This window comes from Paenirhodobacter hankyongi, assembly GCF_003664585.1.
Classification (GTDB): domain Bacteria; phylum Pseudomonadota; class Alphaproteobacteria; order Rhodobacterales; family Rhodobacteraceae; genus Rhodobacter; species Rhodobacter hankyongi.
This window is the reverse complement of sequence record NZ_RCHI01000033.1, coordinates 1-11186: the sequence shown is the minus strand read 5'-3', so window position 1 is coordinate 11186 and position 11186 is coordinate 1. Positions and strand designations below refer to the sequence as shown.

Here is an 11186-nt window from a genome sequence, read left to right as displayed (position 1 = left end):
CCGATGATCTGCTCGTCCGTGAAGCTCGTTCGCTTCATTGTCCGTCCTCAAGTTGGGCCGGACTCTAATCGACGGTGGAGGAAAAATCCCGTGGCAAGTCAGCCCGAACATGATCTCGATGCGGTTGCGCCGCTTGTAGCGGCGCTTGTCGTATTTGACGACCTTCTTGCGGAACTTCCGGCCGGGGGTGAGGGGCAACAGGATTTGATCCAGTGAATCAAATCAGCCCAGAACGACCTTATCCCCTTGTCTTTCAACGCTTCTCTGAACCAATCGGCATCATAGCCCCGATCTTCCAAAAGCCATCCCGCCGTCGGCAGGCTGGCCAGCAGCGCCGCCGCGCCGCTATAATCGCTGACCTGCCCAGCCGACATGAAGAACCCGATCGGGCGCCCGTTCGCATCGGCGACGGCGTGCAGCTTGGTATTCATGCCGCCCTTCGTCCGGCCGATCTGACGTTCGCGCCCCCCTTTTTCACGCACAGGCTCGACGCCGTGCGGTGCGCCTTGAGGTAGGTCGCATCGATCATGATTGTCTTGTGCTCGGCGCTCTCGGCGGCAAGGCTGACCATGATCCGGGCGAAAACCCCGTTGTCGCTCCAGCGCTTCCAACGATTGTAAAGGGTCTTCGCCGGGCCGTATTCCTTCGATGCGTCGCACCACCGCAACCCATTGCGATTAATGAAAATAATGCCGCTGAGGACGCGGCGGTCATCGACGCGGGGCTTGCCATGGCTCTTGGGAAAGAATGGCTTCAAGCGCGCCATCTGGGCGTCGCTCAGCCAGTAAAGATTGCTCATCGATCAGGTCTCCTTGCGGAGCCTGAATCATGCCAAACGCCTGAAATCAACGGGTCTGGAGCCTAGGTCAGGCCGCCATACAGGAAGACACCTTCACAACAGGCAATGCCACCGCTCAAGACATATGCAAGCAAGCCGCAATTTCGATCAAATAGAAGGCAACCGAAAAATCGTGCAGCACCGCATTATGAAACCGGTTTCATCATGCTTGCAAAGAATGTAACCGGTTTCACAAGGAAGTCATAAACACTTCGACCCAGCACAGACCTCCAACAGGGACCTTCAGATGAAATACGTAGCACGCAATGCGGGCGCCCTAGCCGTCGCTCTCTCTCTCACCGCTCTTCTATCCTCCACGGTGACTGCCAGTGCCGATGATCCCGTCCGCCTGGTTGTGGGCACAAGCACGCTCAACGTTGCATACCCCATCGTCACCTTGCCGCAGAGTCTTGGCTACTGGTCCGACGAAGGCATCGATGTTGAAGTTCTCACGTCCGGAGGCACGCTGCAGGCCGTGCAGCTGCTCGTCGGCGGCGGCGCCGATTTCGTCGAAGGCAATGTCTCGGCTTTCCTGCAGGGCATCTCCCAGAACCAATTGCCGCTCCGGGTACTGGCTGCCCATGGCAACACCGACTGGCGCTTCGTCGTCCCCAAGGGCAGCGACATCACCGATGCCAAGTCGCTTGCCGGCAAGCGACTTGGGATGGTGAGCCTGTCCTCCGGCGGCATGCCGCTGCTGAAATCCTACCTCACCGGTCAAGGTGTCGATCCCGAGAGCGTTGAAGTCGTTCCCGTCGGCTTCGGTGCCGCCCCGGTCGAAGCTTTCCGCCGCGGCGAGGTCGACGCCCTACTCTACTGGGGCTCCGCCGTCGCGGGATTCGCCAATGCCGGGCTGACTTTCGACAGCTTCGCTCCCAAGGAATGGCAGGCCTACCCTGACTACTCGCTGGCGACCACCAATGCGTTTGCAGCCGAGAGGCCCGAAGTCGCGGTCAAGCTTGCCCGTGGCATGATGAAAGCGTCCCTTTTCGCGCGCACGAACCCCGATTGCGCGGTAGAGCTTTTCTGGCGCGATCATCCCGATGCCAAATCGCAGGGCCCCGACGAGGCCACATCGAAGGCTTGGGACTTGAACCTGCTCGCCGCGCAAACCGAAACCTACACCTCCGCAATCGGCCTGTACGACGAAGAGCACGCTGGCGGTGTGACATCCGAGAACTGGGAAAAAATGCAGGATTACTTGCAGGCCAACGGCCTGATCGCCGACAAGATTCCGGAACCCGACTTCTTGGTACAGATCCCGGATTTCATCTCTCAGATCAACGACTTCGACAAGGCTGCGGTGATTGCGCAGGCGAAGGAATGCAAGCTTTGATTCAAGCCCAACAGGCTCTATCGCCCGAGATGCTGAGCATCTCGGGTCTGAGCAAGACTTACGAGGCGCGCGGTGGGGGCAAGACGCTCGCCCTCACCGAGCTGGACCTGATGGTCCGGCGGTCCGAGTTCATCTCGGTGGTCGGCCCCTCCGGCTGCGGCAAAAGTACATTGCTCAAGATCCTCGCCGGGATTCTGCCACGCAGTACCGGCGAGATTGAGCTGGCAGGAGAATTGCTGACCGGCCCTAGCCGCCACATCGGTCTTGTCTTCCAGGCGCCGCTCCTGCTGCCGTGGCTGACGGTGAAGGAAAACATCCTCGTGCCTGCGAAGATCCAGCGCCTCGACCTCGTGGCCGCTGCGAAACGCGCAGACGAGCTGATCGAAATGGTCGGTCTCGGCGCCTTCGCAAGGAGCTATCCGAAGGAGCTCTCGGGCGGGATGCAGCAACGGGTCGGCATCTGCCGGGCGCTGATCCACGATCCCGACTTCCTGCTGATGGACGAACCCTTCGGCGCACTTGATGCCATGACCCGCGAGACGATGAATGCCGAGCTGCAACGCATATGGTCGCTCAGCGGCAAGACCGTGATGCTGATCACTCATTCTATCCCGGAAGCCGTCTACCTCGCCGACCGGGTGATCGTCATGACGCCGCGCCCTGGCCGGATCGTCGACGACATCGCCATCGACCTGCCCCGCCCGCGCGATCTGGCAATGCACTCCAACCCGCAGTTTGGAGAGTACGTCATGCGCATCCGCCGCCATTTCAACTCGGAAGGCTCGCTCGACGCATGACCCGCCCAAGCACGAAACACCTCGCGGCCGCCGCTCAGCAAATCGCTCTCCTGGCCGTTGTCCTGGGCGTCTGGGAAGCCTCGGTGCGCATCTTCGACGTACCCGCGATCGTGCTTCCCAGCCCGATCAGCATCTTCGAGCAACTTGTGAAGCTCCTGGGGAGCGCCCTGTTCTATCGTCACATCTGGGTTACCCTGTCCGAAATCCTGGGTGGCTTCGTGCTCGGCTCCGCCGCCGGCATTCTCCTGGGCACCGCCATAGGCCTGTCCCGCGTCCTTGCCCGGCTGCTTTTTCCCTATGTCATCGCCTTCGAGACCATGCCCAAGGTCGCCATCGCCCCGATCATCGTGATCTGGGCGGGCTACGGCACCGGCTCCAAGGTGATCATCGCCGCGCTCATCGTATTCTTCCCGCTGCTGGCCAACACGGTGATGGGACTGCGCTCGGCCCCTCGCGAAGAGATTGAGATGCTGCGGGCCTTCACTGCCACCCGCTGGCAGATTTTCCGGATGGCCCAGCTGAAACACGCGCTTCCGCACATATTCACCGGGCTCGATATCGCCATCGTGCTGTCGGTGATCGGAGCCATCGTCGGCGAGTTCGTGGGGGCGAAGGCGGGCCTCGGGTACCTGATCTTGCAGAACAACTTCAACTTCAACATCGCGGGCAGTTTCGCGGTGCTCTTCGTCCTCTCCGGGATCGGCATCGTGCTGCACTGGATCGTCAGCGCGGTTCATGAGCGCGTCGTCTTCTGGGTCGACAGCGCGCCTGCCCTCTCCAGGAACTGACCGCGCAAGGGACCTCGCCATGACACTGCACAAGAAGATCACATCTGCCCCGAAAGCCGATCTGCACGTCCACCTCGAGGGCACGATCGAGGCCGCGATGATGTTCGATCTCGCAGCGCGCAACGGCGTCACGCTGCCATGGGCCAGCGTCGCCGAACTGCACGCGGCCTTCGGTTTCCGGAACCTGCCGCAGTTTCTGGAGATCTTCTACGCCGGGCTGCAGGTGCTGCGCACCGAACGCGACTTCTTCGACGTCACCTACGCCTTCCTGAAACGATCCGCCGCGGACAACGTCGTCTACACCGAGATCCACTTCTCGCCGCAGGGCCATCTCGAGCGCGGCGTCACCTGGACCGAGATGATGGATGGTATCCTCGGTGCCGCGACGAAGGCCGAGCGCGAGCTCGGCATCAGAGCCCGTCCGATCCTCGGCTTGCAGCGCCACCGCAGCGAAGAGGACGCACTGAAGGTAATCGACGCCGCCCTGCCCTGGAAACAAGACATCGTCGCGCTCGGTATGGGCGGGGCCGAGCTGGGCAACCCTCCCTCCCGCTTCGTCAACGCTTATGCCCGGGCTCGCGAACTGGGCTGGAAATGCACCTGTCATGCCGGCGAAGAGGGCCCCCACGGCTACGTCACCGAGGCGTTGGACCTGCTCAAGGTCGACCGGATCGACCACGGTATCCGCAGCATCGACAATCCCGCACTGGTCGCTCGCCTCGCACGCGAGCGCATGCCGCTGACGGTCTGCCCTTATTCCAACGTCCGCCTTCAGGCCGTTCCGGCACTCGCCAGCGTGCCCCTGATCGAACTGCTCGACGCCGGCTGCCTGGCGACGGTCAATACCGACGATCCCTCCTATTTCGAGGCCTATCTCAACGAGAATTTCCTTGGTACCGCGCGCGCACTGAACTTGACCGAGGTGCAGACACGAACCCTGATCGAGAACGGCTTCAAAGGCGCCTTCCTCGATGAGGGCCAGTGCACCGCCTACCTCGACAGGCTGGACGCACACTGGACATGACCCGGTTGCCCCCGGCCTCAGAAGGACACCGAACATGACGCAACGGCACATGGCGCTTGGCGCCTTCTTCCATCCCACCGGCCATCACCTCGCCGCATGGCGCCATCCGGGCGCGCAGATCGACGCCGGAACCAACATCGACCACTACCTCGATCTGGCGAGGCAGGCAGAGCGCGGAAAGTTCGATTTCATCTTCCTTGCCGATGCGCTGGCATGCCGACATGGCAACCTCGACGCGCTCAGCCACTGGCCGCAGTACATGGCCTATTTCGAACCGACCACACTGCTGGCCGCGATGGCTGTCGTCACACGGCACATCGGACTCGTTGGCACCGCCACCACTTCGTTCAACCAGCCCTGGGACATCGCCCGCCGCTACGCATCGCTCGATCATCTCAGCAAGGGCAGGATCGGCTGGAACATTGTCACCTCTTCGAATCAAGCGGAGGCACAGAACTTCTCGCTCGATCGCCATTTCGACCATGCCGACCGCTACCGTCGGGCAGAGGAGTTCGTGCAGGTCGCCAAGGGCCTTTGGGACAGCTGGGAAGACGACGCATTCCTGCGCGCCCGGGACAGCGGGCGCTATTTCGACCCCGAGAAGCTGCACCGGCTCGACCACGAAGGAGAACATTTCCGCGTGCGCGGACCGCTGAACGTCGCGCGCGGACCGCAGGGCCACCCGGTGCTGGTTCAAGCCGGGTCGTCGGAAGCCGGGCGCGGTTTCGCCGCCCGCCACGCCGAAATCGTCTTCACCGCACAGACGGACATCGACGAGGCGCGGGCCTTTCGCCTCGAGATGCGCGAGCGTCTGGCTCGTGAGGGCCGCGATCCCGAAGCAATCCGCATTCTGCCCGGCCTCAATCCCGTGCTCGGCTCCACCTCCGCCGAGGCCCACGCGCTGCGCGATGGCCTCGCCGCGATGATCCCCGTGGCGCTCGGGCTGGAGGCACTCGCCCCCATCCTCCCCGAGGTGGACCTGAGCGGCTGCGATCCCGACCAGCCTTGCCCCTTGCACCTTCTGGCTGCGGATACCAATGCTTCAAAGAGCGGGCTCGAGACCTTCCGCGCCCAGACCCTCGCGGGACGGACGCTGCGCCAGATCTACACCGACTACATAAACGCGCGAGGGCAGAACAGCATTTGTGGCACCGCCGCAGAATTGGCGGACCACATGGAGCACTGGTTCCGCGAGGGAGCGGTCGACGGTTTCCTCATCCAGCCACCGATCCTGCCGCTCGGCCTCGAGGCCTTCGTTGACGGGGTGATCCCCGAACTGCAGAAGCGCGGCCTGTTCCGCGCCGACTACGCCTCGAACACGCTACGCGAGAACCTTTCTCTCGCCCGGCCCGTCAATCGATACACGGCCGCCGGAATTCGCAACCTCGACCCCAGACTCTGAGTCGGAAACGTGCTTACAGAGCGATCCACCATCAGCGGAACCAAAATGTCCAGAACGCCCCTGCCCTCCCCGGACACGCCCGCCTCCTCCTTTATCGATGCCACCGTGGCGCTTGCAGCGGGCATCTCGGCGCTGGGGGCTGACATCCGCCTGCTGGACGAGACCGACCTGGCGGGGCGCGATCCCGGTTCACACCCTCTCAACTTCGGTGCAGGGCTACTGGCGATGCCGGGCAACACCGAAGCGCTGCAGGCCCTGATGCGCCTCTGCGCCGAGCGGGGCGTGCCGATTGTGCCTCATGGCGGGCGTACCGGGCTGGTCGGTGGCACGATCAGCCGTCCGGGCAGCCTCGCCCTGTCCACCGCGCGGATGAACCGTATCCTCGACGTCGATCCGCTCTCGAGAACAGCGCTGGTCGAGGCGGGGGTCACCTTGCAAGCACTGCAGAGTGCGGCGGCCGAGCACGGGTTCGAACCGGGCATCGACCTCGGCGCACGCGGCACCGCCACGATCGGCGGCATGGCCGCGACCAATGCCGGCGGCATCCAGGCCTTCCGCCACGGCGTCATGCGCCACCGCGTATTAGGGCTCGAGGCGGTGCTCGCCGATGGCACGCTCTACTCCGACCTGAGCCGCGTGGTGAAATCCACCTCAGGCTACGACCTGAAGCAACTCTTCATCGGCAGCGAGGGCACACTCGGGGTCATCACCCGCGTCGTCGTGCAGCTCACGCCTCTTCCGAAGGCGCGCGCGACCGCGCTGCTGGCGCTTCCGGACACCGAGGCCGGACTTTCGACCGCGCGCAAGTTGCTTACCGAGATCGGCGGTGATCTGCTGGCCTGCGAGATCATGTGGGGGAGCTTTCTGGAAATGAACAGGCACGCGCAGGGCACCCTTCTGCCCGACAGCTTTGCGGCCGCGCCGGCCAGCCTGCTGATCGAGATCGCGGGCCCGGACGATGCGGCGGCCCAGTCCCGCCTCGACGGCATTCTTGCCGCATTGTGGGACCTCGAGCTCATCCTCGACGCGGTGGTCGCCACGTCCGAGACCCGACGCACTGCACTCTGGCACCTGCGGGAAGACATGTCGGTCTTCGAAGCGGCCTATCCGGGGCACAGCTCCTTCGACGTGTCGCTGCCGCCGTCGCGGATCGCAGACTGGCTGCCGAAGCTCGACCAGCGCCTTTCGGAGGTCGAGCCCGGTCTCACCGCGTTGGTCTTTGCCCATATCGCCGATGGCAACCTGCACATCATTCCGCGCCGCGGTGACTGCGGCCCCGAGGTGAAGGCCCGGATCGGCGCGGCAATTCTGTCCGACCTGATCCCTCTCGGCGGCGCGATCAGCGCCGAACACGGCATCGGCGAAGCCAAGCGCGCTGCGTTCGAGACCTTCGTTCCGCACACGAAGCGTGACCTCATGGCGCGGGTGAAGGCGGCGCTCGATCCTGAGGGACTCTTGAACCCGGGCAAGATTCTTCCGGTGCCGGAGAACGCGGCATGACCGGTCGTCGCCCCAAGAACGGGTTGCGCGAGGTCGCCCAGCTGGCCGGCGTATCGCTGGCGACCGCCTCGCGCGCCCTGTCGCAGCCCGACCGGGTCTCGGAAAACGTGCGTAAACGGATAGAAGAGGTCTGCCGGCAAATCGATTACGTCCCGAACCATACCGCCCGCGGCCTCTCGCTCAAGCGCAGCCAGATGCTCGGCCTGATCGTGCCCACCACCAGCAACCCGCTCTTCGCGCCGACCATCGACGGCGTGCGCATGGTGCTCGATGAACACGGCTACAACATGGTCATCGATTCAGCCGAACGCGACCACGTCCGCGAGCTGGAAATGGTACGCAACCTCGTCGCGCATGGCGTCGATGCCATCGTGACCATCATGCCGACCCATCTTCCCGAGCTTTTCGATTTTGTCCGCAAGATGAACGTGCCGCTTGTCAGCGCCCACCACTTCTCACCGGGGAAAAGCGTTCCGACGGTCGGGTACGACAACGTCGCTGCCATTACGGAGATGACCGACCACATCCTGTCGCTGGGCCATCACCGCATCGCGATCTTTTCCGGACCGGGCCACACCACGCCGGTCATCGCCGAGCGCCTGGAAGTGATACAAGCCCGGTTAGCTGCCGCCGGCTTGCCGCCGCGCCCGGATTGGGTGATCGAGTGCGACTACGAAGTTGCGCAGATGCGCCGTGCAGCGCGCGCGCTCATCGCACCCGATGATCGCCCCACCGCCATCATTTGCACCGGCGATCAGCATGCCGTCTCGACCCTGGTCGAGGCGCAGTTGCTTGGCCTGCCGGTACCCGAAAAGCTCAGCGTCACCGGTTGCAACGACGTGGCCATCGCCGAGCTGTGCAATCCGCAGCTGACGACCCAGCGCCTGCCCTATCTCGAACTCGGTCAGGCGGCCTGTCGCCTCGCGCTCGACATGCTGGCCGGCCGCGACGTTCCCGAGCGCACCCTTCTGCCACATCGCATGATCATTCGGGGCAGCACCGCCGCTCCGACGAAAGGACTGTCTTCGTGAAGATCGACACACTCGCCGTTACCGCCGGCCGCCATCCCTTCGCCTATGGTGGAACCGTCAGCCCGCCGGTAGATCGCGCCGCTACCCGCATTTTTCCGGATCTGGACGCCATCACCCGGGCTCACTCGACAGGCAAGCTCAGTGATTTTCTGGGCTCCCGCGGCCCCGACCAGGCGGCCGAGGCCGTCGCGGCGCTGGAGGGCCCCGAGGCCGTTGTGACGCTCACCAGCTCGGGCATGAGCGCGTTGACCGCCACCTTCCTGACCGTGCTGCGGCAGGGAGATCACCTGGTGCTGCCCGACAGCGTCTTCGGCCCGACACGCGAGGTCGCCGAAAACCTGCTGGCGCGTCTCGGGATCACCTGCAGCTACTACCCCCCCCTCGCCTCGGCCGCGGAGTTCCGCGCCGTCCTGCGCCCCGAGACGCGCCTGGTTCTGACCGAAAGCCCCGGCTCCAACACCTTCGAGGTGCAGGACATTCCGATGATCGTGGCCAATGCCCACGCCGCCGGGGCACTCGTCGCGATCGACAATTCCTGGGCGACGCCGGTGTTCTTCCGGCCCCTGGACTTTGGCATCGACTTCTCGATCTCTGCGGCAACCAAGTACCTCGCGGGGCATTCCGACCTGATCCTGGGCACCATCGCCACGCGCGCCGATTGGGCAAAGCCTGTGCAGGACATGCTGCGGTTGATGGGCGACACACCCGGAGCCGACGATGCCTGGCTGCTGGCTCGCGGTCTGCGCACCCTGCCTTTGAGGATGCGCCAGCACGACGCCTCGACGCGCCGTGTCCTTGCCGCGCTCTCGGGCCGCCCGAGCGTCCGTCGGCTGTTGCACCCGACCCAGCCCGACTGCCCCGGCCATGCGTTCTGGCGGCGAGACTTCTCCGGGGCCAGCGGCCTGTTCGGCTTGCTCATGGACCCGATGCCCGACGAGACGCTGAACACCTTCCTCGCCGCGCTTGAGCTGTTCAAGCTGGGCTACAGCTGGGGCGGCTTCGAAAGCCTCATCCTGCCGGTCGCGCCCGATCCGGCGCGCAAGCTCCTTTCCTCCCCCGAAGGCACGCTGCTGCGACTGCACGTCGGCCTCGAAGATCCGGACGACCTGATCGCCGATCTGGATCGCGCCTTCCAAGTTCTCAAGAAAGACTGATCCATGTCCGTCCCTGTCGATCGCGTCAGCGCACTGTCGTTCCACCCGCTTTACGAGCCGCCGGAAATCCTGGCAGACGGGAGCAAGGTGCGGCGGCTCAACCTCAACGAAAGCCCCTTCCCGCCGTCCCCCGCCGTAATCGCGGCCATGACCCGCGCGGCCGCCCTGGGCAACCGCTATCCGGATGGTGAGGCGCGAGCGCTGATCGAAGCGCTTGCCGCCGGTTCCGGGATCCCCCCCGAACGGATCTTCGTCGGCGCAGGATCGAACGAACTGCTGGCTGCCAGCGCCGAGATCAGCCTCGATCCCGGCGATCAGATGCTGGCGCCGCTTCCCGCCTTCCCGACCTATGCCAAGCTCGCCAGACTGCGCGGCGCCGAGTTCGTCGGTGTTCCTCTGCATGGCGATGGCCGCATCGACGTGCCCGCCATGCTGGCAGCGGTCACACCGCGCACCCGGCTGGCCTTCTTCTCGTCACCACACAATCCCACCGGCGGGATCATGACGGCCGAGGACATCCTGCGCCTGGTGCAGGAATTGCCCGAGCACGTCATGCTGCATTTCGACGAGGCCTACTACGAGTTTGGCCGCGCCGCCGGAGCGCCGGACGCGCTGCCGATCCTCAGTACCCGTAAGGGTCCGTGGATCTCGACGCGGACCTTTTCCAAGGCATACGGCATGGCGGGCGTGCGCGTCGGCTACGGCTTTGCGGGCACCCCGGAGCTGGCGCTGGCGATCCGCAAGGTGCGCCCCAACTTCAGCCTCTCACGCATGGCCCTTGCCGGCGGCGTCGCGGCGCTTGCAGAGCCCGGTGCCTCCGCGGCGCTCGTCGCGCTCATCCTGAAGGAGCGCGACAGGATGGCCGCGCAGTTACGCCCCGCCGGCTTCACCCCGTTGCCGGGGGCCGCAAATTTCCTGGCCTTGCTGCCCCCCCCTGGATCTCCGAATCTCGTCGATCGACTGCGCGACGCAGGCATCTACATCACGGATTTCGTTCTCGGCGAGACCCGTGCCCTGCGCATCACCATCGGAGACGCGGAAGACACCAACGCTGTTGTCTCGGCACTTCTCGAAAACGCCGATGCGCCGCGATGATCCTGAATGCCCAAGATGCCCGACGCGCTGCGAAGCGGCGAATGTATTGACCCAGCGGAATCTGCTCAGTTTAAGCCGCTAATCTGAATGCCTCGGCAGGTGTGCGCATGGCAAGGGCCTGATGAGGACGGCGGTTGTTGTAGAAGCTGATCCAGTCACCGATGACGCGGGTCGCGTGCTGGATGCTCTCGAAGCGATGGCGATGAACGCATTGCTCCTTG

Annotated in this window: 10 protein-coding genes and 1 pseudogene; 9 read left to right on the top strand and 2 right to left on the bottom strand. The window is 64.3% G+C overall.

Annotated elements, in window-relative coordinates; translation table 11 throughout:
* Positions 1 to 102: 102 nt before the first annotated feature.
* A pseudogene (locus DYS74_RS18150) lies at positions 103 to 799 on the bottom strand (IS5 family transposase); the annotation flags it as partial.
* A gap of 286 nt (positions 800 to 1085) precedes the next feature.
* Between DYS74_RS18150 and DYS74_RS18145 the strand changes: the two are divergent.
* Genes DYS74_RS18145 through DYS74_RS18105 form a run of 9 tightly spaced genes read left to right on the top strand, consistent with a single transcriptional unit; the run spans position 1086 to position 10965 of the window.
* Positions 1086 to 2174 carry an ABC transporter substrate-binding protein gene (locus tag DYS74_RS18145; RefSeq protein WP_121535035.1) on the top strand — a complete coding sequence of 363 codons (1089 nt, stop codon included), beginning with the start codon at positions 1086 to 1088 and terminating at the stop codon, positions 2172 to 2174.
* Positions 2162 to 2971: an ABC transporter ATP-binding protein gene (locus DYS74_RS18140; protein ID WP_245965336.1), complete on the top strand. Its 810-nt coding sequence runs from the start codon at positions 2162 to 2164 to the stop codon at positions 2969 to 2971. Before DYS74_RS18145 ends, DYS74_RS18140 begins: the two co-directional genes overlap by 13 nt.
* Positions 2968 to 3759 (top strand): ABC transporter permease, encoded by a 792-nt coding sequence (locus DYS74_RS18135; RefSeq protein ID WP_121535033.1) that lies wholly within the window; start codon positions 2968 to 2970, stop codon positions 3757 to 3759. The genes DYS74_RS18140 and DYS74_RS18135 overlap by 4 nt, the downstream gene beginning before the upstream one ends.
* A gap of 19 nt (positions 3760 to 3778) precedes the next feature.
* Complete coding sequence (locus DYS74_RS18130) at positions 3779 to 4783, top strand: adenosine deaminase (RefSeq protein ID WP_121535032.1); 1005 nt, start codon at positions 3779 to 3781, stop codon at positions 4781 to 4783.
* A gap of 34 nt (positions 4784 to 4817) precedes the next feature.
* Positions 4818 to 6185 (top strand): LLM class flavin-dependent oxidoreductase, encoded by a 1368-nt coding sequence (locus tag DYS74_RS18125; protein WP_121535031.1) that lies wholly within the window; start codon positions 4818 to 4820, stop codon positions 6183 to 6185.
* Positions 6186 to 6230: 45 nt separating this feature from the next.
* A complete protein-coding gene (locus DYS74_RS18120; protein ID WP_121535030.1) occupies positions 6231 to 7685 on the top strand; it encodes an FAD-binding oxidoreductase in 1455 nt (484 codons plus the stop codon).
* The gene (locus tag DYS74_RS18115) at positions 7682 to 8716 is read left to right on the top strand and encodes a LacI family DNA-binding transcriptional regulator (RefSeq protein ID WP_121535029.1); all 1035 of its coding nucleotides are present in this window, start codon (positions 7682 to 7684) and stop codon (positions 8714 to 8716) included. The genes DYS74_RS18120 and DYS74_RS18115 overlap by 4 nt, the downstream gene beginning before the upstream one ends.
* Positions 8713 to 9870 (top strand): cystathionine beta-lyase, encoded by a 1158-nt coding sequence (gene metC, locus DYS74_RS18110; RefSeq protein WP_183077590.1) that lies wholly within the window; start codon positions 8713 to 8715, stop codon positions 9868 to 9870. Before DYS74_RS18115 ends, metC begins: the two co-directional genes overlap by 4 nt.
* A 3-nt stretch (positions 9871 to 9873) precedes the next feature.
* Positions 9874 to 10965 (top strand): pyridoxal phosphate-dependent aminotransferase, encoded by a 1092-nt coding sequence (locus DYS74_RS18105; protein WP_121535027.1) that lies wholly within the window; start codon positions 9874 to 9876, stop codon positions 10963 to 10965.
* A 70-nt stretch (positions 10966 to 11035) separates the two neighbouring features.
* On the opposite strand, the gene DYS74_RS19085 is transcribed toward DYS74_RS18105, so the two are convergent.
* Positions 11036 to 11186 (bottom strand): integrase core domain-containing protein (locus DYS74_RS19085; RefSeq protein ID WP_147435480.1); only part of this gene is annotated, 151 nt, incomplete at its 5' end.

What these genes read in the sequence shown, in the direction of transcription:
- DYS74_RS18145 (WP_121535035.1), top strand. Translation starts at nt 1,086, where the DNA reads ATGAAATACGTAGCACGCAATGCGGGCGCCCTAGCCGTCGCTCTCTCT.
- DYS74_RS18140 (WP_245965336.1), top strand. Translation starts at nt 2,162, where the DNA reads ATGCAAGCTTTGATTCAAGCCCAACAGGCTCTATCGCCCGAGATGCTG.
- DYS74_RS18135 (WP_121535033.1), top strand. Translation starts at nt 2,968, where the DNA reads ATGACCCGCCCAAGCACGAAACACCTCGCGGCCGCCGCTCAGCAAATC.
- DYS74_RS18130 (WP_121535032.1), top strand. Translation starts at nt 3,779, where the DNA reads ATGACACTGCACAAGAAGATCACATCTGCCCCGAAAGCCGATCTGCAC.
- DYS74_RS18125 (WP_121535031.1), top strand. Translation starts at nt 4,818, where the DNA reads ATGACGCAACGGCACATGGCGCTTGGCGCCTTCTTCCATCCCACCGGC.
- DYS74_RS18120 (WP_121535030.1), top strand. Translation starts at nt 6,231, where the DNA reads ATGTCCAGAACGCCCCTGCCCTCCCCGGACACGCCCGCCTCCTCCTTT.
- DYS74_RS18115 (WP_121535029.1), top strand. Translation starts at nt 7,682, where the DNA reads ATGACCGGTCGTCGCCCCAAGAACGGGTTGCGCGAGGTCGCCCAGCTG.
- DYS74_RS18105 (WP_121535027.1), top strand. Translation starts at nt 9,874, where the DNA reads ATGTCCGTCCCTGTCGATCGCGTCAGCGCACTGTCGTTCCACCCGCTT.